25 protein-coding genes and 1 riboswitch are annotated in these 22882 nt (G+C 68.6%); of the genes, 13 read left to right on the top strand and 12 right to left on the bottom strand.

Annotation, left to right across the window (positions count from 1 at the left end; genetic code table 11):
• Positions 1-206: hydroxyquinol 1,2-dioxygenase (locus AC6EI8_RS12215; protein ID WP_498382039.1), on the top strand; the 206-nt coding region annotated here is incomplete at its 5' end.
• Between the two features lie 297 nt (positions 207-503).
• Here the strand turns inward: AC6EI8_RS12215 and AC6EI8_RS12210 are convergent.
• Both AC6EI8_RS12210 and AC6EI8_RS12205 read right to left on the bottom strand, forming a co-directional pair.
• Entirely contained in the window at positions 504-947 is a 444-nt protein-coding gene (locus AC6EI8_RS12210) for an HU family DNA-binding protein (RefSeq protein WP_149318156.1), read from the bottom strand.
• Between the two features lie 279 nt (positions 948-1226).
• The gene (locus AC6EI8_RS12205; protein ID WP_498382038.1) at positions 1227-1724 is read right to left on the bottom strand and encodes an Mpo1 family 2-hydroxy fatty acid dioxygenase; all 498 of its coding nucleotides are present in this window, start codon (positions 1722-1724) and stop codon (positions 1227-1229) included.
• Here AC6EI8_RS12205 and AC6EI8_RS12200 point away from each other — a divergent pair.
• The 6 genes from AC6EI8_RS12200 (at position 1723) to AC6EI8_RS12175 (ending at position 7405) form a co-directional block, all read left to right on the top strand.
• The gene (locus AC6EI8_RS12200) at positions 1723-1887 is read left to right on the top strand and encodes a hypothetical protein (protein ID WP_498382037.1); all 165 of its coding nucleotides are present in this window, start codon (positions 1723-1725) and stop codon (positions 1885-1887) included. The two genes, AC6EI8_RS12205 and AC6EI8_RS12200, sit on opposite strands and share 2 nt — an antisense overlap.
• 194 nt (positions 1888-2081) lie before the next feature.
• Positions 2082-2825, top strand: coding sequence for a Crp/Fnr family transcriptional regulator (locus AC6EI8_RS12195; RefSeq protein ID WP_498382036.1), 744 nt, complete (start codon positions 2082-2084; stop codon positions 2823-2825).
• Positions 2822-3691 carry an arylamine N-acetyltransferase family protein gene (locus AC6EI8_RS12190; protein ID WP_498382035.1) on the top strand — a complete coding sequence of 290 codons (870 nt, stop codon included), beginning with the start codon at positions 2822-2824 and terminating at the stop codon, positions 3689-3691. Before AC6EI8_RS12195 ends, AC6EI8_RS12190 begins: the two co-directional genes overlap by 4 nt.
• 229 nt (positions 3692-3920) lie before the next feature.
• Positions 3921-4685, top strand: coding sequence for an SDR family oxidoreductase (locus AC6EI8_RS12185; protein WP_149318154.1), 765 nt, complete (start codon positions 3921-3923; stop codon positions 4683-4685).
• 23 nt (positions 4686-4708) lie between these two features.
• Entirely contained in the window at positions 4709-6511 is a 1803-nt protein-coding gene (locus tag AC6EI8_RS12180) for a class I adenylate-forming enzyme family protein (RefSeq protein WP_498382034.1), read from the top strand.
• A gap of 87 nt (positions 6512-6598) precedes the next feature.
• Positions 6599-7405 (top strand): acid phosphatase, encoded by an 807-nt coding sequence (locus tag AC6EI8_RS12175; RefSeq protein WP_498382033.1) that lies wholly within the window; start codon positions 6599-6601, stop codon positions 7403-7405.
• A 26-nt stretch (positions 7406-7431) separates the two neighbouring features.
• On the opposite strand, the gene AC6EI8_RS12170 is transcribed toward AC6EI8_RS12175, so the two are convergent.
• The 5 genes from AC6EI8_RS12170 to AC6EI8_RS12150 form a co-directional block, all read right to left on the bottom strand.
• The gene (locus AC6EI8_RS12170) at positions 7432-7992 is read right to left on the bottom strand and encodes a CreA family protein (protein ID WP_223819632.1); all 561 of its coding nucleotides are present in this window, start codon (positions 7990-7992) and stop codon (positions 7432-7434) included.
• 2 nt (positions 7993-7994) lie between these two features.
• Positions 7995-8480, bottom strand: a complete 486-nt coding sequence (locus AC6EI8_RS12165; RefSeq protein ID WP_149318152.1) for an acyl-CoA thioesterase — start codon at positions 8478-8480, stop codon at positions 7995-7997.
• A 176-nt stretch (positions 8481-8656) separates the two neighbouring features.
• Entirely contained in the window at positions 8657-8938 is a 282-nt protein-coding gene (locus AC6EI8_RS12160; RefSeq protein ID WP_006577833.1) for an HU family DNA-binding protein, read from the bottom strand.
• Between the two features lie 264 nt (positions 8939-9202).
• Positions 9203-10423 carry a Bcr/CflA family multidrug efflux MFS transporter gene (locus AC6EI8_RS12155; protein ID WP_149318151.1) on the bottom strand — a complete coding sequence of 407 codons (1221 nt, stop codon included), beginning with the start codon at positions 10421-10423 and terminating at the stop codon, positions 9203-9205.
• A 157-nt stretch (positions 10424-10580) separates the two neighbouring features.
• Positions 10581-10754 carry a hypothetical protein gene (locus AC6EI8_RS12150; protein ID WP_498382040.1) on the bottom strand — a complete coding sequence of 58 codons (174 nt, stop codon included), beginning with the start codon at positions 10752-10754 and terminating at the stop codon, positions 10581-10583.
• Here AC6EI8_RS12150 and AC6EI8_RS12145 point away from each other — a divergent pair.
• Complete coding sequence (locus AC6EI8_RS12145) at positions 10708-11238, top strand: hypothetical protein (RefSeq protein ID WP_043440846.1); 531 nt, start codon at positions 10708-10710, stop codon at positions 11236-11238. The genes AC6EI8_RS12150 and AC6EI8_RS12145 overlap by 47 nt on opposite strands.
• 194 nt (positions 11239-11432) lie before the next feature.
• Here the strand turns inward: AC6EI8_RS12145 and mdoH are convergent, their stop codons facing one another.
• Both mdoH and AC6EI8_RS12135 read right to left on the bottom strand, forming a co-directional pair.
• Positions 11433-14012 (bottom strand): glucans biosynthesis glucosyltransferase MdoH, encoded by a 2580-nt coding sequence (gene mdoH, locus AC6EI8_RS12140; protein ID WP_498382032.1) that lies wholly within the window; start codon positions 14010-14012, stop codon positions 11433-11435.
• On the bottom strand, positions 13985-15514 hold the full coding sequence (locus AC6EI8_RS12135; protein WP_304524166.1) for a glucan biosynthesis protein G: 1530 nt from the start codon (positions 15512-15514) through the stop codon (positions 13985-13987). Before AC6EI8_RS12135 ends, mdoH begins: the two co-directional genes overlap by 28 nt.
• 765 nt (positions 15515-16279) lie before the next feature.
• Between AC6EI8_RS12135 and AC6EI8_RS12130 the strand changes: the two genes are divergently transcribed.
• Complete coding sequence (locus AC6EI8_RS12130; RefSeq protein ID WP_498382031.1) at positions 16280-16762, top strand: hypothetical protein; 483 nt, start codon at positions 16280-16282, stop codon at positions 16760-16762.
• A gap of 30 nt (positions 16763-16792) precedes the next feature.
• Here AC6EI8_RS12130 and AC6EI8_RS12125 read toward each other — a convergent pair whose 3' ends face one another.
• Positions 16793-17446 carry a surface-adhesin E family protein gene (locus tag AC6EI8_RS12125; RefSeq protein WP_498382030.1) on the bottom strand — a complete coding sequence of 218 codons (654 nt, stop codon included), beginning with the start codon at positions 17444-17446 and terminating at the stop codon, positions 16793-16795.
• Positions 17447-17586: 140 nt separating this feature from the next.
• The gene (gene ribB, locus AC6EI8_RS12120) at positions 17587-18303 is read right to left on the bottom strand and encodes a 3,4-dihydroxy-2-butanone-4-phosphate synthase (RefSeq protein WP_498382029.1); all 717 of its coding nucleotides are present in this window, start codon (positions 18301-18303) and stop codon (positions 17587-17589) included.
• A gap of 248 nt (positions 18304-18551) precedes the next feature.
• Positions 18552-18742: riboswitch (FMN riboswitch) on the bottom strand.
• 238 nt (positions 18743-18980) lie between these two features.
• On the opposite strand from ribB, the gene AC6EI8_RS12115 reads away from it, so the two are divergent.
• Positions 18981-19580, top strand: a complete 600-nt coding sequence (locus AC6EI8_RS12115; protein WP_223819630.1) for an acyloxyacyl hydrolase — start codon at positions 18981-18983, stop codon at positions 19578-19580.
• Here the strand turns inward: AC6EI8_RS12115 and AC6EI8_RS12110 are convergent.
• Complete coding sequence (locus tag AC6EI8_RS12110) at positions 19568-20473, bottom strand: helix-turn-helix domain-containing protein (RefSeq protein WP_149318146.1); 906 nt, start codon at positions 20471-20473, stop codon at positions 19568-19570. The two genes, AC6EI8_RS12115 and AC6EI8_RS12110, sit on opposite strands and share 13 nt — an antisense overlap.
• 193 nt (positions 20474-20666) lie before the next feature.
• On the opposite strand from AC6EI8_RS12110, the gene AC6EI8_RS12105 reads away from it, so the two are divergent.
• From AC6EI8_RS12105 to AC6EI8_RS12095, 3 genes are all read left to right on the top strand, one after another.
• Positions 20667-21980 (top strand): hemolysin family protein, encoded by a 1314-nt coding sequence (locus tag AC6EI8_RS12105; RefSeq protein WP_149318145.1) that lies wholly within the window; start codon positions 20667-20669, stop codon positions 21978-21980.
• Positions 21981-22074: 94 nt separating this feature from the next.
• Positions 22075-22503, top strand: a complete 429-nt coding sequence (locus AC6EI8_RS12100; protein WP_407648586.1) for a DUF6152 family protein — start codon at positions 22075-22077, stop codon at positions 22501-22503.
• 19 nt (positions 22504-22522) lie between these two features.
• Positions 22523-22882, top strand: a 360-nt coding sequence (locus AC6EI8_RS12095; RefSeq protein WP_498382028.1) for a DUF6644 family protein, incomplete at its 3' end; no start/stop codon positions are given.

Below are 22882 nucleotides of genomic sequence, written 5' to 3'. Positions count from 1 at the left end.
TGTCGGCCAAGGCCGCAACGCGCACCGCCGATCCGTACACCGACGGCGCGCGCAGCGCGACGCAGAAGTTCGATGTGTTCACCGAAGGCGCCAGCCGCCTCGGCCCGCGCGACAGCTTCACGCAGGGCGGCCACAGCGCGGACCATCGCGATCGCTTCAGCGACGGCGCGCATACGCAGGACACGCCGGCGGACCATAGCGCCTAGCACGGGGCGCCCCTCGCCCTGCTGGCCATGACTGGTCGGCGTGGGCGAATGCCTGGCGGTTAATTGCAATATTGAAGGCGTCGCGCCGTAGCTGCATCGCGCCGTAGGTCGATTGGTTTCGGCCCGAGCCGCTGCAGCGCAAATTGTTCGTCGCGGCCCGATTCGTTGTCCGCCGATTCGCCTCGGTGCATTCCTCGCCCACGGATCGCCAATGGAAAAGGGAGCCGCATGCGGCTCCCTTTTTTCACTGCTTGCCGCGACCGGCATCCGCCTGTCGCGGTCACGTCGGATGACGTATTACGCGGCAGCGTCCTTCAGCTTCTTCAGCGGACGGACCTTGACCTTGACGCTGGCCGGCTTGGCCGGGAACCAGCGCTCTTCGCCAGTGAACGGATCCTTGCCGAAGCGCTTCTTCTTCGCCGGCACCTGTTGCGCGGTGATCTTCAGCAGGCCGGGCAGCGTGAATTCGCCGGCGCCCTTCTTGTGCAGCGCGCTGACGATGGTGTTTTCCAGATGGGCGAGCACCGTCTTCACGGCCTTCGGCTCGACTTGCGTCTGCGCGACCAGGTGAGCGACCAGGCTGGATTTGTTGAAGGTGTCCTTCAGCGGACGCGGGGTTGCGGTTGCGGGCGCAGCGGCCTTCTTCGCGGCAGCCTTCACGGGCGCCTTGGTTGCCGGTGCCTTCTTGGTCGCGGCGGTCTTGGTTGCAGCTTTCGCGGTCGATTTCGCTTTGGTCGCCATATTGGTCAGATAGAGTTGAACGGTTGGCGCCGCAAACCCCGCGAAAACAGCGTACGGCTGCGGCGGCCACCGAATCATAGCGGAAAGTGACGCATTTCCAAGGGGGTTTGGCCCGTTACCCCCCTGAAACCCCGTAAAAACCCGGTGAAAAGTCCTGCTTTCTGTCGCGCCGATGCATCGACGCACGTGCGCGGCAACGCCCCGGCCCTCCTGTCGGCGCGCATCGCCGTGCTTCGCAGTGTCGAGCGATGACCCGCTCCTTGCGCGTGCGATAGCGATTCAGTGCGCGTGCGCCTCCATCCGTTCGCGCGTTTCGCGCGCCAGGCCGAGCGCAAAAGCCGTCTCGGCGACCAGGAACAACGGGCCGATCAGCAGCCCGACAAGATCGTCGACGAAAGCCGGCTTGCGCCCTTCGTAATAGTGGCCGACGAACTGGATCACCCATCCGAGCACGAACAGCCCGATACCGATCGCCAGCCAGGCCGCGGTCGACAGTCCTCCGATCAGATGGCCGACATAGACGAACAGGGCAAGGATCAGCGTCATCGCGATGCCGAACCCCGCCGACAGCCGCAGATAGAACAGACAGGACAGCACGTAGACCACGATGGCCGGCGTCAGCACCGCGGCGCCGTCGCCGAGCGGGATCTGCGGACGCGCCAGCAGCGCCGTGACCGCCAGCACGATCATCGGGATGCCGACGAAGTGGGTCGCGACGTTGCGGCTGTCGCGGTGATAGGCGGCGTATTGGGATAGATGGTCGACCAGCGTTTTCATGGCGTCTCCTCCTGTCAGCGGGGACTACGAACGGCATGCCGTCGGACCGATCCCGCGCAATACGGGCGCAATACGGGCGCAATACGGCCGCACCACGGGCGAACTTCGGCTGCATGCCTGGCGCACCTCCGACGCATGGCTGGCGCGCTCCAGCCCGGCATGATCGATTTATAGTAATGGGCGCGCCGGACGCGGTCTGTCCGAATTTTGACAGTCCGGGCTTGTCCCTGGGCTCGTCCCTGGGCTGGTCCTTGACCTCGTCCCCGGCCCTTGCCGAACTCGCACCGGCGCACGCACCGACGCTCGCACGGACTCACCTCGACCCTGCCCTGCGTCGCGATGACGATGGAGACCACCATGGGCATTCCGCCCCTTGCCTGCCCCATCCGCGGCACCGACAACCCCGCCGATCCGCTGGCCCCGCTGCGCACGGGTAGCTGGTTTCGCGGCCTGCCCGAGGACATGCGCGCGGCCCTGCTCGAGAGCGGCACGATGCGCCGGCTGGAACCTGGCGAGGTCCTGTTCCAGCGCGGCGATCCCTTCGATGGTCTGTACGCGGTGATCGCCGGCGCGGTCCTGGTGCATGCGCACGATGCCGGCGGCAAGGCCGCGCTGCTGGGCATGCTGGAAGGGGGCGCATGGTTCGGCGAGATCTGCCTGTTCGACGGATTGCTGCGCACGCATGACGCCCGCGCGGCGACGCGTGCGGCGGTGTGGCACGTCCCGCGCGCCCGGCTCGACGCGATGCTGGCCGCGCAGCCGGCCTGGTGGCGGGAGTTCGGCAAGCTGCTGGCCGGCAAGACACGCGAGGCGTTCCGCTATGTCGAGGAGGCGCAATTGCTGCCCCCGCTGGCGCGTACCGCCCGGCGGCTCGCGGCCATCGCCCGCTCCTATGGCGACACGCCCGCGGCGGCCGAAGACCCCGCACGGCAGCCCCATCGCTCGATCCATCTGCCGCAGGAACAACTGGCGCAGATGCTCGGCCTGTCCCGGCAGACCGTGAACCACGCGCTGCGCGAACTGGAGGCACGCGGCCTGCTGCGGCTGCGCTACGCCGATATCGAACTGCTCGATCTGTCGACCCTGGAGACCTTGACGTGACCACACCGGTGAACCCATCGGCCCAGCCGAGCCTGGATGCCGACCGGCTCGACGCCTATCTGAACCGCATCGGCCTGCGCGAGCGCCCATCGCCCAGCCGCGAGGCGCTCGACGCGATCGTTGCCGCGCATCTGCGACGCATTCCGTTCGAGAACATCGACGTGCTGCTCGGCCGCCCGATCGACATCGCGCTCGACGCGGTGTTCGACAAGCTGGTGACGCGCGAGCGCGGCGGCTACTGCTTCGAGCACAACACGCTGCTGGCCGCCGCGCTGACGGCGCTCGGCTTCGAGGTGGTGCCGCTGGCCGCGCGCGTACGCTACGGCGTCGACGAAGGCGTGCCGACGCCGCAGTCGCATCTGCTGCTGCGCGTGCGCATCGCCCACCGCGACTACATCGCCGACGCCGGCTTCGGCGGTCCCAATCCGCCCTGCGCGCTGCCGCTGTCCGAACCGGCGCCCGAGGGGCTGCCGTACCGGCTGGTCAGCGCACCGCCCGGTGCGGCATCCGGCGGCGCGTTCCACCTGCTCGATCTCGAACTGGCCACCGCCGACGGCTGGGCCAAGCTCTATCGCTTCGACCTGTCGCCGCAGGCGTGGATCGATTACGCGGCGCGCAACTGGTATGTCTGCACCCATCCGGACAGCGTGTTCCTGCACCGGCTGATGGCGGCGCGCACCGACGGCAACGTCCGCCTGACGATGACCAACGGCGAGCTGACCGAGCGCGATGCCGATGGCGCCAGCCGCCACCTGCTGCTCGACACGCCGGCGGAGATCGTCGCCACGCTGCGCGAACGGATCGGCGTACGGCTGGACGACGAGACGGCGGCCGGCCTGCGGGAATGGCTGGCGCGGCGGGCCTGAGGCATGCGGGCGGGCGCCCCGCACACCGGCCCACCCTGCGCATCATGCACGCCGTGAATCCCCCGCAGAAAGAATGCTGATAAGGGCCGAGGAACGCGCGCGGGCCTGTGGACGCGGCCAGACCCACCGACCATAATGTGCCGGTCGCCGCCGCCCGTGCAACGCGTGCCGCGGCGCCACACCAACATCAGAGTCCACCGGAAAACGGGATCGGTAGAGGAGACACCCCATGTCATTGTTCGATCTGAGCGGCAAGGTCGCCATCGTCACCGGCTCTTCGCGCGGCATCGGCCGCGCGATCGCCGAGCAGATGGCGGTCCAGGGCGCCAAGGTGGTCATTTCGTCGCGCAAGGCCGAGGCCTGCCAGGAAGTGGTCGACGCCATCAACGCCAGGCACGGCGACGGCACCGCGATTGCCGTGCCGGCCAATATCTCTTCCAAGAGCGATCTGCAGCATCTGGTCGACGAGACCAACCGCGTGTTCGGCAAGATCGACGTGCTGGTCTGCAATGCCGCGTCCAACCCCTACTACGGTCCGATGGGCGGGGTCACCGACGAGCAGTTCCGCAAGGTGCTCGACAACAACGTGATCTCCAACCACTGGCTGATCCAGATGGTCGCGCCGCAGATGATCGACCGCAAGGACGGCTCGATCATCATCGTGTCGTCGATCGGCGGCCTGCGCGGCTCGCCGACCATCGGCGTCTACAACATCTCGAAGGCGGCGGACTTCCAGCTGGCGCGCAACCTGGCCGTCGAATTCGGCCCGCACAATGTGCGCGTCAACTGCATCGCCCCGGGCCTGATCAAGACCGACTTCGCCCGCGCGCTGTGGGAGGACCCGGTGCGCTACAAGCAATCGACCGAGAACGCGCCGCTGCGCCGCATCGGCGAGCCGGTCGAGATCGCCGGCGCGGCGGTCTACCTGGCCTCGAGCGCCAGCACCTTCATGACCGGCCAGGCGCTGGTGGTCGACGGCGGCGTGACGATCTGAGCGGCGCTCACGCTCGCCGCCCGATGGCACCGCCGACCCGCAGTTCACAGGGCAGTGCGCAGGGAGATTCGCCGGCCTGGCCGGCGATCTCGCTGGCCGAAGCCCATGCCCGCCTGACCGCGCCCGGCGCACCGTTCGAAACCGAGGTGCGCGAGATCCGCGGCATTCCAACCACGGTCTGGAAGCACGCGCCGCCGACGCTGCGCGACCTGTTCCTGCAGGCCCGCGCGCGCGGCGAGCGTACCTTCGTCGTCTACGAGGACCAGCGCGTTTCCTATGCGGGCTTCGCGCGCGCCGCGCTGGCGATCGCGCACGCGTTGATCGCGGACGGCGTGCGCCCCGGCGACCGTGTCGCGGTGGCGATGCGCAACCTGCCCGAATGGCCCGCGGCCTTCTACGGCGCGCTGCTGACCGGCGCCATCGCGACGCCGCTCAACGCATGGTGGACCGGCCCCGAGCTGCAATACGGCCTGGCCGATTCGGGCTGCAAGGTCGCCATCGTCGACGACGAACGGCTCGAGCGGCTGCGTCCGCATCTGGCCGAGTGCCCCGCCCTGCTGCGCGTCCATGTCTGCCGCTTCGGCGCCGATGCCGGCAATGCCGCGATGGCCGGAGATGTTGATCCGCGCGTGGTGCCGCTGGAGCGGACCACCGGCGACGTGATGGCCTGGGATGCGTTGCCGGATCTGCCGCTGCCCGACGTGGCGATCGATCCCGAGGACGACGCCACGCTGTTCTATACCTCCGGCACTACCGGCAAGCCCAAGGGCGCCATCGGCACGCACCGCAATGCGACCACGGTGGCCTTCTGCGGCGGCTTCGGCCCGGCGCGCAACTTCCTGCGCCGTGGCCAGCCGATTCCCGAACCCGACCCGCAGGCACCGCAGAAGGCCACGCTGCTGTCGGTGCCCTTTTTCCACGTGACCGGCTGCATGTCGGTGCTGAACGGCGCCTTGCACGCCGGCAGCAAGATCGTGCTGATGCGCCGCTGGGACGCGCTGCGCGCGCTGGCGCTGATCGAGCGCGAGCGCTGCACGGTGGCCGGCGGCGTGCCGACCATCGCCTGGCAACTGGTCGAGCATCCCGAGCGCGAGCGCTTCGACCTGTCGTCGCTGGAGAGCGTCAACTACGGCGGCGCGCCGGCCTCGCCCGAGCTGGTCCGCCGCATCGTCGAGGTGTTCCCCAAGTCGATGCCCGGCATCGGCTGGGGCATGACCGAGACCTCGGCCACCTTCACCAGCCACAACGCCGAGGAATACCTGCATCGACCCGACAGCAGCGGCCCCGCGCTGCCGATCGGCGAGATGAAGGTGGTCGACGGCCGCGGACGCGCCCTGCCGCCCGGCGAGGTCGGCGAGCTGATGGTGCGCGGCGCCAATGTCGTGCGCGGCTACTGGAACAAGCCCGAGGCCACCGCCAGCACTTTCGTCGACGGCTGGCTGCGCACCGGCGATATCGCGCGGCTGGACGAGGAAGGCTTCCTCTATATCGTCGATCGCGCCAAGGACATGCTGATCCGCGGCGGCGAGAACATCTATTGCATCGAGGTCGAGAGCGCGCTGTACGAGCATCCCGCGGTGATGGACGCCGCCCTGATCGGCATCCCGCACCGCACGCTGGGCGAGGAACCGGGCGCGGTGGTAGGCGTCAAGCCCGGCGCCAGCGTTACCGAGGCCGAGCTGCAGGCCTTCGTCGCGCAGCGGCTGGCGGCGTTCAAGGTGCCGGTCCGCGTGATCGTGCGCGACGAGACGCTGCCGCGCAACGCAAACGGCAAGATCCTGAAGTCGGAACTGCGCAAGCTGTTCGACAATGGCGCGAGCGCGTAGCCACGCGCCACACGCTCTTTCACGACAACCGGGGGCCCCATCTTGGCCATTGCCGCCTCGCCCTTCCGCGCCGCCTGGCGCGGCACCTTGTCCGTCTTTGCCGTCGCCGCCTTTCTGGCATGCGCCTACGGTTGCGCCAGCCAGGGCCCCATCAGCCGGGCCGGCGACGTGCCGGAACTGCGCCCGGGCGTTCTCGCCGGTTACCTGCCCGCGGACCAGCGTCCCGACAGCCTGCGCCTCGTGCCGCCACCGCCTGCGCCCGGCTCGCAGGCGCTCGCCGCCGACGAGGAAGCCGCGCGCGCGAACCTGGCCAAGGCAGGTACGCCCCGCTGGCAACTGGCCGTCGAAGACGCCAACCTGAAATTCCCGCAGGCGGCCGAGACCTTCTCGTGCGCGCTGGGCGTGCCGATCAACGAACGCGATACCCCGCAGCTCTACCTGCTGCTGCGGCGCAGCCTGGTGGACGCCGGCCTGTCGACCTATCGCGCCAAGGAGCACTACCGGCGCCAGCGTCCCTTCCTCGTCAACCACCTGCCGACCTGCACCCCCGACGATGTCGCCAAGCTGGCCAAGGACGGCTCCTACCCGTCCGGCCACAACGCGGCGGGCTGGGCCTGGGCGCTGATCCTGACCGAGGTCGACCCCGAGCGCGCCGACGCGATCCTGGCGCGCGGGCTCGCCTACGGCCAGAGCCGCCTCGCCTGCAACGTACACTGGCAGAGCGATGCCAACCAGGGCCGCATCATGGGCGCGGCCACGGTGGCGCGGCTGCATGCCGACCCGACCTTCCGCGCCGACCTTGCGGCCGCACGCACCGAGGTGGCGGCCGCGCGCGCCAAGGGGCTGAAGCCGACGCGCGACTGCGCGGCGGAGCGGGCGGCGCTGGGGCAGTAGCGCCCCCCCACGAAAGAGAGCAGCGCTCAGCGCAGCGGGATCGGCGTGCCGGCCTCCACCGGTACCGCCGTCACGCTGTTCTTCGGGCTGCCGGAGACGATGCGGTCCGAATAGGTCAGGTAGACCAGCGTGTTGCGCTTGCGATCGACCACGCGCACCACGTGCAGGGTCTTGAACAGGATCGACATGCGTTCGGAGAACACATTGTCCTGCTGGCGCAGCGGGCCCTTGAAGGCGATCTTGCCGACCTGCCTGCAGGCGATCGAGGCTTCGGCCGGGTCCTCGGCCATGCCGAGCGATCCCTTGATGCCGCCGGTGCGGGCGCGCGAGACGTAGCAGGTGATGCCGTCGACTTCGGGATCGTCGTAGGCCTCGATCACGACGCGGTCCGAGCCGGTCACGCGGAAATGCGTGTTGACGCTGCCGATTTCTTCGGCATGCGCGGGCGCGATCGTGGCGAACGCCAGCGCCCCAACGAACGCACCAACCAACGGACGAACCAGCGGACGAACCAACGCACCAGCCCGCACGGCAGCCAGCGATGCGGCCGAACCTGCGGCCATCGGACGACGGGATGCGCGCGCCATGGTCAGCTCACCGCGCCCTGGATCTGGTCGTGCCGGTGCTCCATCTCCTGGCGCAGCTGGCGGCGCAGTTGCGCGGCGGCGAAGCGCTGGCGCTCGACCTCGTCGCGCGGCACCAGCGGCGGCACCTCGGCCGGCTTGCCGTCGTCGTCGACCGCGACCATCGTGAAATAGCAGCTGTTGGTATGGCGCACCAGCTTGCTGCGGATGTTCTCGGTGATGACCTTGATGCCGATCTCCATCGAGCTGCGCCCGGTGTAGTTGACCGCGGCGAGGAAGGTCACCAGTTCGCCGACGTGGATCGGCTGGCGGAACACCACCTGGTCGACCGACAGCGTGACGACATAGCGGCCCGCGTAGCGGCTGGCACAGGCATAGGCGACCATGTCCAGATATTTGAGGATGGTGCCGCCGTGGACATTGCCGGAGAAATTGGCCATGTCCGGCGTCATCAGCACGGTCATCGACAGTTGATGCGAGAGGTCGTTCATCGGGAGCGGCGCGGAGGAATCGGCGCGGGTGGGTTGAGATTGGGGTGGCGAACTGCGGCGGTGGCGGAACGCGCTTGCAGGATGCGAGTGTAGCGCGGCGCGGCGACGGCGGCGCCAAATGAAAAAGCGGCCCACGTGGGCCGCTCTCTCCGGTTGGCATCCGAGGATGCCCGCTCTTACTTCTTCTTGTTCACAGCGTCCTTGAAACCCTGGCCGGCAGAGAACTTGACCGTCTTGGCGGCCGGAATCTTGATCGTTTCGCCGGTGCGCGGGTTGCGGCCGGTACGGGCGGCGCGCTTGCCGGCGCCGAAGCTGCCGAAGCCCACCAGCGTGACCGAATCTCCCTTGGCAACCGCCTTCTTGATGTTTTCCAGCGCGGCGTTCAGGGCGCGCTCTGCTGCAGCGTTGCTCAGTTCCGCGTCTGCGGCGATGGCAGACACCAGTTCACCTTTATTCATGGCTGTATCCCTTGTTGGTCGTCGTCACCGGTGACCAGCCTGAGCCGTTTCACCGACCGGCGCAGTCTAATCCGCCGCTTGCGCGTTGGGCAATCCCCAGTCGCACCGACGCAACGAAAATGCCGGAAATCCTTCCGTCAAGCGGCTTTCGGGGAGATTTACCCCCTCAATTCGGGGCTTTGACGCGGGTCCGACAGCGGGTTATCCCGAACCTGCGGCAAGGGCCGCGGCGCCCCGCGTCGCCACGCCTCCCCGGCCGGCAGCCTATTCCGCGGCAGCCACCACGGCGGAACGACGGCCGAACATGCGCATCAGCACCGCGCCGATGCCGGCGATGGCCATCACCACGCCCAGCGGCAAGGCGGTGCCGTCGTGCCACAGGCTGACCGCGGTACCGGCCAGCGTGCCCATGCCGAATTGCAGTGTGCCCATCAGCGCCGATGCGGTGCCGGCGCGATGGCCCTGATGCGCGAGCGCCAGCGCCGACGCGTTGGGCGTGATGCAACCCAGGCCCGCCACGAAGATGAAGAAGCCGACCAGCAGCACCGGCAGCGCCGCCACGTTGGCGAGGTTGGCCAGCGCGAGCAGCAGTCCCGCGCCGCACGGCGCCAGCAGCGCCAACTGCAGCACGCGGTCGAGCGAGCGGCCGCGCACCAGCGCCGCATTGATCTGCGACATCGCGATCAGGCCGAACGCATTGGCGCCGAAGACGAAACCATAGTGCGAGGGATCGATGCCATGCAGTTCGATCAGCACGAAGGGCGAGCCGGCAATGTACGCAAACATGCCCGACTGTGCGAAGCCGGCGCACAGCGAGTAGCCGAGAAATTCGCGATCGCGCAGCAGCGCGCCGTAGTTGCTAAACACATTGCCCAGGCGCAGCGGCGTCGCGCGGCGCGGGTCTAGCGACTCCTCCAGGCGGAAATGCACCAGCAGCAGGACCAGCGTGCCGACCGCGGCCATCACCCAGAAGATCGCGCGCCAGCCCAGCGCGGTCAGGATCGCGCCCCCGACGATCGGCGCGAGGATCGGCGCCAGGCCCATCACCAGCATCAGCGACGAGAACGCGCGCGCGGACTCGTGCGCCTCGAGCCGGTCGCGCACCATCGCGCGCGCCATCACCATGCCGGCGCAGCCGCCGGCCGCCTGCACGAAGCGCCAGGCCATCAGTGCGGGTGCGTCGCCGGACAGCGCGCAGGCCACCGACGCCAGCACGTAGAGGCTGAGCCCGACATACAGCGGCGCCTTGCGGCCGAAGCGGTCGCTGACCGGACCATAGAAGGACTGCCCGATCGCCAGGCCGACCAGGAAGGTACCGAGCGTCAGCTGCACGCTGCCGATGTCGACGCCGAGGTCGGCGGCCAGCGTCGGGAACGCCGGCAGGTACATGTCGATCGACAGCGGCGCCAAGGCGGTCAGCGACGCGCAGATCAGCAGCCAAAGCGGAAAACGCGGCGTCGTGGCCGTGCGGGAGGATTGGGTCATTGGCGGACGACGGAACGCCGTCAAGCGAAAGGCGCAATTGTTGCACACCGTGATGTATTGCGTGCCTGCGGGTTCCGCCTCACGGGGCCGGCGGGTACAATGCACCCGGTCGACACACTGCCGGTCCGTCTTCATCGCCGGTCTCGATCGCGGGACTTCAGCGCAGCCCCAGCCCCGTGCCGTTCCAGGCGTTCTTTCCCTGCATGCGAACCATATCGAACCACACGACTGCATCGATCGCCCGAGGAACGTCGGCCTCCATCGGGATCGCTACCGCAACCTGGTTGCTGTGGGCCTCGTCCGCCTGCGCGGCGCCGGTCACGGCGCGCACCGTCGCGGCACATCCTGCCGCGAGCGCGGCCGTGGTGGTCGATGAAGCCGATTCGCTGACCCGCATGCTGCGCGGCGCGGCCACCGGCCAGAACACCGGCGCGGCCGGCGTCCCCGAATTCCTGCGCAGCTCGCGCCGGCCCGATACCGTGCTGGCGCGCGCCTGCCGCCAGCTCAACGACGCGCTGCCGATCGAGATCGACAAGGAAACGCGTCTGCGCCGCTGCCAGGCGGTGCCTGGCAAACACATCCTGTTCCAGCTGGAATTGACCAACTACAGCGGGCCGATGCTGGACCTGGCCAGCTTCGAGGTCAGCTACGCCGCGCCGCTACAGCGCAATATCTGCGCGAATCGCGACGTCGAGATCCTGACCAAGCTGGGCGTCAGCATGATGTTCCGCTACATGACACGCAAGGCCCGCGGCGAGCGCCGCGTCGGCGACGTCTATATCAACGGCCCGATCTGCACGGCGGCGCTGCGCTGAGCGTCCCGTCTCGCTTCCATCGGCGATGGCATAGCCACCGCTCCTGCCCTCTGTCCCAACCCCTCTCCCCCAACCCTCTCCCGCATGCGGGAGCGGGGAGCGAGGCATTGAATCGGCGTTGGCGGTGGCAGCCGGCGTTTGGGTTCTCCCTCTCCCTCACCGGGAGAGGGAGAGGGAGAGGGAGTGGTGTCCGATCAAGCCGCCGCACTCCCCCGCGGGCGCAGGGGCACGACATTGGCCGCGCGGCGCAGCAGCGCGCGCGTGGCCTTCCAGCCGTCGTCGGCCAGCGGCGACGACCACACCGCCTCGTGCAGCCGCGACAGCGCCAGCGGATCGTTCAGCAGCAGCAGCTTCTGCTTCGCGCTCAGATTGCCGGGCCCATTGGTCAGCGCCTGCTGCACCAGCACCGCGTGCTGGCGCTGCGTGCTGGCCGGCTGCACCACGCGCGTGGTCGCCGTTGCGCACATCAGCGCATTGGTGACCGGATCGACCACCGCGTCGACGAAGCCCGGCGTATCGCCTGCCTCCGCCACATGGCGCTGCGTGTCGACGATCTCGCGCGGCGGCTCGATTTCTTCCGGAATCACGAACAGTCCGGCACGGCGCGTGGCGCGGCCCAGGCTGACGCGCGAGAGCCAGACCGACAGCGGGATCGACAGCGCCAGCGCGCCGACGATCGGCAGCAGCCACCAGACGAAGCCCGGATCGAGCCAGTACACCAGCGCGCCCCAGCCCAGACCCAGCACGGTGTGCCAGCCGTGGCGGCGCACCGCCTCGCCCCAGCTCGTCTCGGCGTCCTCGCGCGGCGGCGACTTCCACGAGATGCCCCAGCCGATATAGGCGGCCAGCACGAACTGCGTATGGAACAGCATCCGCACCGGCGCCAGCAGGGCCGAGATCACGACCTCGATCAGCATCGACAGCATCAGCCGCAGCGCCCCGCCGTAGCGGCGCGCCTGCTTCATCAGCAGCACCACGCCGAACAGCTTCGGCAGGAACAGCAGCGTGGCGGTGGCCGAGAACAGCGCGAGCGCCTTCTCCGGATGCCACTCGGGCCAGTTCGGATAGAACTGGTACGGCTGCGAGAAGTACTCGGGCGGCACCAGCGCATGCTTGGCCAGCATCGCGGTCGACAGCAGCAGGAACAGGAACCACAGCGGCGCCGACAGGTAGGCCATCACGCCCGTCAGGAACACCGCGCGGTGCACGGCGTGGAAGCCCTGCTTCATCCACAGCCGGAAGTTCATCAGGTTGCCCTGGCACCAGCGGCGGTCGCGCTTGACCTCGTCGAGCAGATTGGGCGGCAGCTCCTCGAACGAGCCCGGCAGATCGTAGGCGATCCACACCCCCCAGCCGGCGCGGCGCATCAGCGCGGCCTCGACGAAATCGTGCGACAGGATCTCGCCGGCCAGCGGCCCCTTGCCGGGCAGCGGCGCCAGCGCGCAATGCTCCATGAAGGGCTTGATGCGGATGATCGCGTTGTGGCCCCAGTAGTGCGATTCGCCCAGTTGCCAGTAATGCAGGCCGGCCGTGAACAGCGGTCCGTAGACGCGCGTGGCGAACTGCTGCACGCGCGCGTACATCGTCTCGCGGCCGGTCGCCAGCGGCGCGGTCTGGATGATGCCGGCGCCCGGGTTGGCCTCCATCAGCCGCACCAGCGTGGCCAGGCAATCGCCGCTCATCACGCTGTCGGCGTCGAGCACCACCATGTAACGATACTTGCTGCCCCAGCGGCGGCAGAAGTCGGCCACGTTGCCGGTCTTGCGCTTGACGCGATGACGGCGCCAGCGATAGAAGATGCGGCCGAAGCCGTTGACCGCGCGGCAGGTCTCCATCCACGCATCGGTTTCCGCGGTGCGCAGGTCGGGATTGCCGCTGTCGGACAGCACGAAGAAATCGAAGTGGGCGAGTTCGCCGGTGCGTTCCAGCGATTCGTAGGTCGCGCGCAGGCCGGCGAAGACCCGGGTCACGTCCTCGTTGCAGATCGGCATGATGACCGCGGTGCGCGCCTCCTGGGCGATCGGCGCGTTGCCGCTCGCGGAGCGCGAGATCAGATGGCGATCGCCCCCCTTGGCCAGCACCAGGAAGCCCATCATCGCGGTCCAGAAGCCGGCCGAGACCCACGAGAACAGCACCGTGAACAGGCCCAGCGTGATCATCTCGAGGGTGTCGTTGCCCTTGTACGGCAGCACCGTCGACATGAAGTACGTCGCCATCATGGTCTGCACGATCACCAGCAACAGCAGCACCCAGCGGCGGTGCGCACCGGCCGGATGCCACTTGCCCTCGGCGTCGGGGCCGTCGTGCAGCGTGTCCCAGGTCTCGGGAACGGGCGGCTTGCCGAACAGCTTGCGCACGCCGTTGCGCACGAAGGCCGCGACCAGGTGCGGCGGCCACGGCCGCGGCACCATCGACGCACGTTTGGGTTCGGGGCCGGTGGCCACATGGACCGTGCCGTCCGCGCGCCGCTCGATCAGCGGTTCGCCGCCGACCTTGGGCTCGCCATAGGCCAGTTGCAGGCGCCGCTCGATCGAGCCGTAGGCCGCGCCGGCGGGAGAAGCCGCGCCTTCGCCATTGGACAGCGCCTTTTGCAGCGAGCGCACGCCGGGATCGTCGCCGGTGGCATCGCCCTTGATGACGATGCCTTCATGCAGCGCGGTATCGGCGAGCAGGTCGCGGCGCTGTTCCGGCGATACCGGCAGGCGGTCGACATAGCGCTCGCACGCCGCCGCGGCCGAGCGCTGCTTTAGCCTGGGGGTAAGATGTAGCTCCATGTCTCTGACAGGGTTGTGTTGCCGTTGCGAAGATAGCCGCGCAACTCGACCGGCTTGTTCTCATCCTTGCGGCGCAGGAACATCGTCATGCGCCAGCCACCGGTGGCCTCGTTGCGCTGCGTCGTGGTGCGCAGCAGTTCGGCGTTGCCATCGGCCGATACCACCGCATCGATATGCGCGGCGGGATCCAGCTTCTTGAATGCGGGCCCCTCGAAGTCCACCAGCAGCGAGAAGCTGGTGTCCTCCTTGTTGCGGGACAGCCCCTGCCCGCGGCGGGTCTGCGTGACCCACGACAGCGGCGGCATGCGCTCGCGGTCCTTCTGCCACAGCAGCCGGTATTCGAGATCGAACGGCTGCTTCGGCTTGGGCGGGTTGTCCGGGACCCAATAGGCCACGATGTTGTCGTTGGTCTCGTCCGGCGTCGGGATCATCACCAGTTCGACGCGCCCCGAACCCCAGTTACCGCGGGGTTCGACCCAGCCGCTCGGCCGGCGTTCATACCATTCGCCGATTTCCTGGTAGCTGGCGAACGAGCGGTCGCGCTGCATCAGGCCGAAGCCCTGCGGATTGGTCGCCGAGAACGAGGTCACCAGCAGGCGGCGCGGATTGACGAGCGGACGCCAGATCCATTCGCCGGTACCCAGCTGGATCGACAGGCCGTCGGAGTCGTGCACCTCGGGACGGAACTCCGGCGCCGCGGGCGGCTGGTTCTCGCCGAACAGGTACATGCTGGTCAGCGGCGCCAGGCCCAGCTTGGTCACGTTCTCGCGCAGATACAGGCGTGCCTTGACCTCGGTCTCGGTGTCGGTGCCCGGCTTGATCACGAAGCGATAGGCGCCGCTCATGCGGCGCGAATCCATCAGCGCATAGATGACCAGCTGCTTGTCGCCCGGTGCGGGACGCTCGATCCAGTACTCGACGAAGCGCGGGAATTCCTCGCCCGAAGCGAGCGCGGTGTCGACTGCAAGACCACGCGCCGACAGCCCGTACCACTGATCCTTGCCGACGCCGCGGAAATAGCTGGCGCCGACGAAGGACACCACCTCGTCCTTGTGCTTGCCGTTGACCGGATGCAGCACGCGAAAGCCCGCAAAGCCCAGGCCCTTGAGCATCTCGGGGTCGAACTTGTGCGAGCCGTAGTTGAAGTCGGCCGGATTGAAGCGCATCTCGCGCACGCGGTTGCCGGTGACCTCGTTGATCTTGACGGGCTGGTCGAACACCATGCCCTCGTGGAAGAACGACAGCTCGAACGGCAGCTTGGTATTGCGCCAGACGAAGCGTTCGGGCTTGTACTGGATCTCGCGATAGCGCGGGTACGACAGTTCGCGCAGCTCGGTCGGCAGATGGGCCTTGGGGGCCTTGTACGGGGAATTGGCGAGCTGGCGCGCGCGCGCCGCCACGGTATCGAAGCTGAACGCATGCGCCGCCATTGCGAAGCAGGCCAGCGCACCGGCACACAGCCAGCGTCCCAGTCGCACGCCGTCGAAGCGCGCCGACGGCATGGGCCGGCGGGAACGGGCGGAGAGCGGCGAGGAAATGGCGGAGTCGATCATGAATGCCGTCATCAAAGGCGGTAGTCGGTAATGCAATTGGTTATTCGGGAAGCCGCGGACAGTGGCGCGGAAACTCGTCGATGGCCAGGCCGGAGAACCGGTGCCTGAGCCGCCCCATGACGGACGTTGCCGGGGGCTGTGACTTTGGTGACGCTTGGAAGGTGTTGGATTTGCTGCAATGCGGGACAAAACCTTAACAAATTTGCCTACCAAAAGTCACGTTTCGGTCACGCAACGGTTGCAACAATTTGAAACGTTTGTTGCTTATCCGCCTCTTGATTGATCAACGTCGGGTATCCTCCTCATCCATCAAATGGCGCCGAAGTTGCACCGCAACAAGGCCCATGGCCACGACCGGCGCGCACGGCCTGTCCGCTCCTGTCGTCCTGCGCGCAGGAGCAGCGAATCGGTGTCGGGATCGGATGCGCGCCGGACGGCACGCGGTCGGTTGCGGATGCGGCCGTACCGTGCGGGCGGCAAGCGCGGGAACACGAACGTGCCGCAGCGGGCGCGACGATTGAAACTAGGCCCGTGTCATTGCGGCGTCAATCGGAGGCTGTCCGACAAAACCCTGCCTTGGTGGGACGGAACACGCAGGCCGGCGCGCGGCGGCCGCGCCCCGTGTCGACGCGCACTACAATCGACCGATCCGTTCGATGGCGCGCCCGCGTGAAACCGGGCCACCACGCCGACCACGCTGACAAGGGGGAAGCGATGCCGCACGCAGCGCCTGCCCGCCTGCCGATGCCGCATTCGGCGCGCGCCCGCCTGCCGCTGCCGCGGCGCCTTGCGCCTGCACTGGCGTTTGCACTGGCGTTTGCACTGGCGCGTGCACTGGTGTTTGCGCTGGCCCTGTGCGCGGCGGCGCCGACATGGGCTTATGTCGACCACTATCTGGCGAGCACGATCGTCGGCACGATGACGCAGAGCGAGGCGCGCGCCTTCGCCTCCGCGGTCAATCGCGCATTGAACACGACCGAGGACGGCACCCCGGTCTCGTGGCGAACCCAGGCCACGCCGCGGCGCCCGGCCACCTACGCCAGGATCACGCCGCTGCAGAGCAAGACCGACCACGGCCAGCCCTGCCGCCAGATTCGCAGCGAGCTGCAGCGGTCCAGCAACGAGGAAAGCTGGACCGGCTGGTTCTGCAGGCAGCCGGACGGCCGCTGGCGGGCGCGGGCTGTCGACGAAGAATAGGAAACAAGAAAAAGCCGTTCGGCGCAGAGCTCAGCGGCACAGGCGCGCCATCATCTCGCTGGCCAGCGAGCCCGATGAGGCCACCTGCGGCGTGGCCCGCTGCGGCGAACGGATCGTATAAAGCGGTTCGCCGCGCGCGAAACGGCGCGGGAACAGCGTCTGCTCGACCACCGCGTACATCGACGTGGCGCAGTCCAGCACCATGCGCCGCAGCGACGACTGAATCGGCTCGCCGCTGGTCGTGTGGATGGCGCCACCGACCGGCGCGTTGCGCATCACGACGACGCCGATGCGCGCGCCCTTGCGGCGCACCGAACGCTGGTCCAGATAAGAGATCACGCCATTGGCGCCCATCAACGGCAGCCAGCGCTGCGGGTCCGGAGCGGACGGGTCCGGCGCGGCCAGCGTCACGCAGCCTTCGCGCGGCGTCGAACGAAAGACGGTGCCGCCGTTCGGCCCCTGGCATTGATAGAGCCCGGCGGCCGCCGCGGGCAGCACCTTGCCGCGAGCGGTGTCGGCGTGGGCATCGGGACTGAGCGCGGGCGCCAGCGTCAGCGTGACTGCCAACAGCAGCGGCGCGATCGATCTGGATGCGGTGGATTCGGCGGAACGGTAACGAAACGACGCGACGCCGGCGCTGAGAGCGCGGCGACGCGGTGCGGGCGTGGCGGCACGAGACGACATGATGCGGGGCGCGTTGATGAAACGGGGACGGCCCGGGGACCGGCGGCGGGCGCGGCCCACGATGATGCATGGGCCGCGCGACAGGCGGCATTGTCGCACAGCGACGCGCCGCCGCGGCCGGAACGGTCCGCCCCAAGGCCTCAGTGCCCCTGCTCTCGCCAGGCCACCAGTTCGGCGATGGTCAGCACCGGCAGATCGTGCTGCGCGGCGAAGACCAGCGCCTGCTCGTAGCGGGCCATCGTGCCATCCGGATTCATCAGCTCGCACAGCACCGCGGCCGGAGACAAGCCCGCCAGCCGCGCGAGATCGACCGATCCCTCGGTATGGCCGCGCCGGGTCAGCACGCCGCCGTCGGCGGCCACCAGCGGAAACACATGGCCGGGACTGACCACCGCGTCGAGCCCCGCGTCGTCGGCGATCGCGGCGCGGATCGTGGTGATCCGGTCGGCCGCGCTGACGCCGGTGGTGACACCGGTGCTCGCCTCGATCGACACCGTGAACGCGGTGCCGTACTGGCTGCGATTGTTCTCGACCATCGGCCGCAGGCCCAGCCGCGCGACTTTCTCGCGCGTCAGGCACAGGCAGACGATGCCGCTGCATTCGCGGATCAGCATCGCCATATTGGCCGGCGTCAGCCGCTCGGCGGCGACGATCAGGTCGGCCTCGTTCTCGCGGTCGTGGTCGTCCATCAGCACCACGGGACGGCCCTCGCGCATGGCCTGCAGGGCATGCTCGATGCGGGTCGGCAGATCGTGGGGAAGCGCCGGCACGATGGCGGCGGCAGGGTCGACGGCGGCCTGCGCGGAGGCGGCGTGGTCGGGGGAAGCGATATCGTGGGAAGAGATAGCGGACAGCATTGAAACGCTCCTTGCGTAAAGATCAACGGGCGTTTCAGGGGATTGGCGTCACAAGCGGGAGCGCGCACGAGAGCCGGCCCGAAGCCGACCTGCGTGATCGTTCACGACGCCGCCCACTCGCGCATGGCAAGGCAACGAACCGCGGAGCCGCATGCACGAGGCACACGACCGCGCAGGCCCGCGCCGTTCCAGCCTGACCGCAGGGAAGCGGCAGTGAAGCGGCAGTGAAGCGGCAGCGATGCTTGCTCGCCCATCTTCTTTCATCCGGACTATGACCGTCGGCCCTGGCCTCTCACCAGGTCTGCTGACCCCGCGCGAATTCATGTACCAGACAAAGGAAAACATGGATCGACGCGGGCGCTCGCGGGCTCGCCGGCGCGTCGGAGAACGCGTTCGGCATACCGCCGGTGGGGACTTTCACCCCGCCCTGAAGACGTAACGAAACCGGCGAAACGCGCTTGCCCTTCGAGGAATCGTGGCCCGATTCCCGGGGGCGGAGGCCCGCGCCGGCGTTGCGATGTTAGCACGCGATGCGGCGTAAGCGCCCGATCTGTACTACAACTAAACGACTTGCGCCGACGCCGCGCCCGCCATGCGGGCATCGAAATCCCGGCGCCGCGCAGGCTTTCCGCGCTCTCCCCGCGTTTCCCGTTCCCGTTTTTCTTGCCGCGATCACGATGCCATTCGACGACAATCCGCTTGCCCGCCTGTCCCGCCGCCCTTCCCCTTCCCGTCATGCCACGCGCGCGCTGCGCTGGCTCGCCGCCCTGCCCCTGCTGATTGCCGGCAGCGCGGCATGGGCCGACCCCACCGTGCAGATCGGCTACGGCACCGACAGCCGCACCGACGTGCGCAAGGTCGATATCGCCTTCGGCTGGGACTCCGGCTTCGGCTGGGGCGACCCGATGGGCCTGCGGCTCGGGCTGTCGTGGGAGCTCAATGTCGCGCGCTGGGACAGCACCAGCGACGCCAATCCGCGCAACCTGTGGGAGATCGGCGCGCAGCCGGTGTTCAGGCTGGCGTGGCAGCGCCATCGGTGGGTGCCCTTCCTCGAGGCATCGATCGGCGTGCGGTTGATGAGCGGAACGCGAACGTCGGACAACCACACCATGTCGACCGCGTTCCAGTTCTCGGACATGGCGGGCGTCGGCATCGCGTTCGGCAAGGACCAGCGCTTCGCGATCGGCTACCGCTACCAGCACATCTCGAATGCCGGCATCAAGAAGCCCAATCCCGGCTCGGACTTCCATACCGCCTATCTGCGCTACCGGTTCTGAACGGCGGCTGGCTCGGCGTCGCGCCCCAGCGCCTCGAGCGCGAGGCGCGACGGTTCGTCGGCCGGGAAGAAGCATTCGATCCGCAGTTCCTGCAGCGTGACGTCGTGCGGATTGCCCAGCGTGGTCAGCGTCGAGAACAGCGAGGCCTGGAAGCCCTCGGCGCGCAGCACCACCGGCAGCACCGGCGGCAGCGGGCCCTCGCTGGCTTCCTCGTCGGCATGCGGCACGCCGCCCGGCCCGATCATCTCCGGATGCCATTGCGCGATGCGGGCGAAGATCTCGCGCGCGACGCGGTCGTGCGCCTGCGCCTGCAGCTCCTGCCAGACCCGGCGCAGCAGATAGCGGCCGACCTGATGGGCGTTCTCGATCAGCGGCCACAGGCCCTGCGGATCGAACACGGTCAGCATCAGGTTGATGCGCGGGCCGCCGCCGGCATCGTTGCCCAGGCCCTCGGGCAGCACCGCCGCGGGACGTCCGTCGAGCAGCGCGTCGACCATGCGGCGATAGGCACGGTTGGCGTCGCTGATATTCCAGAAGCGGTCCAGCACCACGGCGGGGTACGGCTCCTGCTTGGCCAGGATCAGCGCGATGGCCTGGCGCACCATCTGCAGCGGCGGTTCGGCCAGCGCATGCTCGCTGTACGCGGGGGCGAAGCCCGCCGCCAGCAGCAGCCGGTTGCGCTGGCGCAGCGGCACGCCGAGCCGGTCCGACAGCGCGAGGATCATCTCGCGGCTGGGCCGGGCGCGGCCCGATTCGAGAAAGCTGATATGCCGCTGCGACACGCCCGCGGCAAGCGACAGCGCCAGCTGGCTGTAGCCGCGGCGCCCGCGCCAGTAGCGCAGCAGGGCGGGAAAGTCGAGGGCGGTTTCGGAGGCGGGGGTCAGCGTGTCCATGGCCGCATTACAGCATGCGGTGCGCGCGCTGGCGATAACCTGCCAGGTAATGAACGCCGGACCGAAGCCGGACCGAAGCCGGACCGAAGCCGGACCGAAGCCGGACCGAAGCCGGACCGAAGCCGGACCGGCCACATGCCGATGTTATGCTTGACGGCTCGACAACACCCGCGCGCGTAGGGCGCGCAACCCGATGGAAATAGCCATCCTGCTGGCGCTGATCCTGCTCAACGGCGTGTTCGCCATGTCCGAGATCGCGCTGGTTTCGGCCCGCAAGGCCCGCCTGCAGAAGCTGATCGACGAGGGCGACCGCGGCGCGATCGAGGCGGTCAAGCTGGGCGAGGATCCGACCCGCTTCCTGTCCACCGTGCAGATCGGCATCACGTCGATCGGCGTGCTCAACGGCGTGGTGGGCGAGTCCGCGCTGGCACAGCCGCTCGGCATCTGGTTGCAGGGACTCGGTATGGCGCAGCCCACCGCGGGCTACGTGGCGACCGCGATCGTGGTCGCGGGCCTGACCTACTTTTCCATCGTGCTCGGCGAGCTGGTGCCCAAGCGGCTGGGCCAGCTGGCGCCCGAAACGCTGGCGCGCGCCGTCGCGCGGCCGCTGTCCTGGCTGGCGATCGCCTCGACGCCCTTCGTCAAGCTGCTGTCGAGCTCGACGCGGCTGGTGCTGCGGCTGATCGGCGTCAAGAGCGGCGCCGGCCCCGCGGTCACCGAGGAAGAAATCCACGCGCTGCTGGTCGAGGGCTCGGAGGCCGGCGTGATCGAGCGCCACGAGCACACCATGGTGCGCAACGTGTTCCGGCTCGACGACCGCCAGCTGACTTCGCTGATGGTGCCGCGCGGCGACGTGATCAGCCTCGACGTCGAACTGCCGCTGGAGGAAAACCTGCGCCGCATCGAGGAGTCGGACCATTCGCGCTTTCCGGTGGTGCGCGGCGGCATGCATGACGTGATCGGCGTGGTCAGCGCGCGCCAGCTGCTGGCGCGCAAGCTGCGCGGCGAGGCCACCGACCTGGCGGCGGTGATGCAGGCCCCGGTCTATGTGCCCGAGAGCGTCACCGGCATGGAACTGCTCGAACATTTCCGCTCGTCCGGCGGGCAGATGGCGTTCGTCATCGACGAGTACGGCGAGGTGCTGGGCATCGTCACGCTGCAGGACCTGATCGAGGCGATCACCGGCGAGTTCAAGCCGGACATCGCCGGCGACGAATGGGCGGTGCAGCGCGAGGACGGCTCCTGGCTGCTCGACGGCCTGATCCCGATCCCCGAGCTCAAGGACCGCATCGGCCTGCGCAGCGTGCCGGAGGAGGACAAGGAGCGCTATCACACGCTGTCCGGCATGCTGTTGCTGCTGCTGGGACGGCTCCCGCAGATCGCCGACTCGGTCAGCTGGCTGGACTGGAAGTTCGAGATCGTCGATATGGACGGCAAGCGCATCGACAAGGTGCTGGCCACCCCGCTGCCCTCCGAGGAAGGGCCGGAGCCCGATACGACCGGCTAGCGGGAGCTATACTCAGCAGCGGACGGCGCCCGCCGTCCGCTTCCATGCGTTCCGTCCGCTGCCCGCCCGCTGCCTGCCGTTACGGAGATCCGCCATGTCCCGCCTGTCCCGCTTGTCCCGCCTGTCCGCTTTGTCCCGCCCGTTCCACCGGTTCCCATCGATGCGCGCCGCCCCGTTGGCCGCGCTTTCCTGCGCCGCGGCGCTCGCCGCCCTGCTGGCCGGCCCGGCCGCCGCCCATCACGGCTGGTCCAGCTATGACGACAGCAAGCCGATCACGCTGACCGGCAAGCTGACCGAGGTCAAATACGAGAACCCGCACGCGATGGTGCGGATCGATGCCAACGGCAAGCGCTGGCTCGCCGTGCTGGCGCCGATCTCGCGGATGCAGGCGCGCGGGGCGACCGCCGACAAGGTCGCGGTCGGCCGCGAGGTCACCATCGTCGGCTATCCCAGCAAGGAACACGGCGACGAGATGCGCGCCGAGCGGATCGTGCTCGACGGCCAGACCGTCGAACTGCGCTGATCGGCCTGCCCCGCCCGCCGTGGCATCGCTGACGGAACTCGGCGCGACGCTGGCGGCGTTGCCGCTGTCGAGCGCGCTGCGCGCTTCCGCCTGGGCCTATCCGCTGGTCGAGATCGTCCACCTGGCCGGCATGGCGCTGCTGTTCGGCACCATCGCCGTGGTCGATCTGCGCCTCGCCGGGCTCTGGCGCAATCTGCCGGTGACGGCGCTGCTGCGCCAGGTTCTGCCGCTGACGATGGCAGCCTTCGTCGCGGTGGCGATCAGCGGCGTCCTGCTGTTGCTGGCGCATGCGGACGAACTGGCGACCAATCCCGCGCTGTATGCCAAGCTGGCCCTGATCGCCCTGGGGCTGCTCAATGCCCTGGCGTTTCATTTGTGG

The sequence above is a fragment of the Cupriavidus sp. R6-3 genome, from assembly GCF_059772245.1.
Note: the sequence above shows the minus strand (reverse complement) of the source record. Positions and strands in the feature narration are given on the sequence as shown.

What these genes read in the sequence shown, in the direction of transcription:
- AC6EI8_RS12210 (WP_149318156.1), bottom strand. Translation starts at nt 947, where the DNA reads ATGGCGACCAAAGCGAAATCGACCGCGAAAGCTGCAACCAAGACCGCC.
- AC6EI8_RS12180 (WP_498382034.1), top strand. Translation starts at nt 4,709, where the DNA reads ATGGCACCGCCGACCCGCAGTTCACAGGGCAGTGCGCAGGGAGATTCG.
- AC6EI8_RS12130 (WP_498382031.1), top strand. Translation starts at nt 16,280, where the DNA reads ATGCCGCACGCAGCGCCTGCCCGCCTGCCGATGCCGCATTCGGCGCGC.
- AC6EI8_RS12160 (WP_006577833.1), bottom strand. Translation starts at nt 8,938, where the DNA reads ATGAATAAAGGTGAACTGGTGTCTGCCATCGCCGCAGACGCGGAACTG.
- AC6EI8_RS12195 (WP_498382036.1), top strand. Translation starts at nt 2,082, where the DNA reads ATGGGCATTCCGCCCCTTGCCTGCCCCATCCGCGGCACCGACAACCCC.
- AC6EI8_RS12200 (WP_498382037.1), top strand. Translation starts at nt 1,723, where the DNA reads ATGGCGTCTCCTCCTGTCAGCGGGGACTACGAACGGCATGCCGTCGGA.
- AC6EI8_RS12110 (WP_149318146.1), bottom strand. Translation starts at nt 20,473, where the DNA reads ATGGACACGCTGACCCCCGCCTCCGAAACCGCCCTCGACTTTCCCGCC.
- mdoH (WP_498382032.1), bottom strand. Translation starts at nt 14,012, where the DNA reads ATGGAGCTACATCTTACCCCCAGGCTAAAGCAGCGCTCGGCCGCGGCG.
- AC6EI8_RS12165 (WP_149318152.1), bottom strand. Translation starts at nt 8,480, where the DNA reads ATGAACGACCTCTCGCATCAACTGTCGATGACCGTGCTGATGACGCCG.
- AC6EI8_RS12170 (WP_223819632.1), bottom strand. Translation starts at nt 7,992, where the DNA reads ATGGCGCGCGCATCCCGTCGTCCGATGGCCGCAGGTTCGGCCGCATCG.
- AC6EI8_RS12185 (WP_149318154.1), top strand. Translation starts at nt 3,921, where the DNA reads ATGTCATTGTTCGATCTGAGCGGCAAGGTCGCCATCGTCACCGGCTCT.
- ribB (WP_498382029.1), bottom strand. Translation starts at nt 18,303, where the DNA reads ATGCTGTCCGCTATCTCTTCCCACGATATCGCTTCCCCCGACCACGCC.
- AC6EI8_RS12100 (WP_407648586.1), top strand. Translation starts at nt 22,075, where the DNA reads ATGTCCCGCCTGTCCCGCTTGTCCCGCCTGTCCGCTTTGTCCCGCCCG.
- AC6EI8_RS12115 (WP_223819630.1), top strand. Translation starts at nt 18,981, where the DNA reads ATGCCATTCGACGACAATCCGCTTGCCCGCCTGTCCCGCCGCCCTTCC.
- AC6EI8_RS12125 (WP_498382030.1), bottom strand. Translation starts at nt 17,446, where the DNA reads ATGTCGTCTCGTGCCGCCACGCCCGCACCGCGTCGCCGCGCTCTCAGC.
- AC6EI8_RS12155 (WP_149318151.1), bottom strand. Translation starts at nt 10,423, where the DNA reads ATGACCCAATCCTCCCGCACGGCCACGACGCCGCGTTTTCCGCTTTGG.
- AC6EI8_RS12105 (WP_149318145.1), top strand. Translation starts at nt 20,667, where the DNA reads ATGGAAATAGCCATCCTGCTGGCGCTGATCCTGCTCAACGGCGTGTTC.
- AC6EI8_RS12135 (WP_304524166.1), bottom strand. Translation starts at nt 15,514, where the DNA reads ATGCCGTCGGCGCGCTTCGACGGCGTGCGACTGGGACGCTGGCTGTGT.
- AC6EI8_RS12205 (WP_498382038.1), bottom strand. Translation starts at nt 1,724, where the DNA reads ATGAAAACGCTGGTCGACCATCTATCCCAATACGCCGCCTATCACCGC.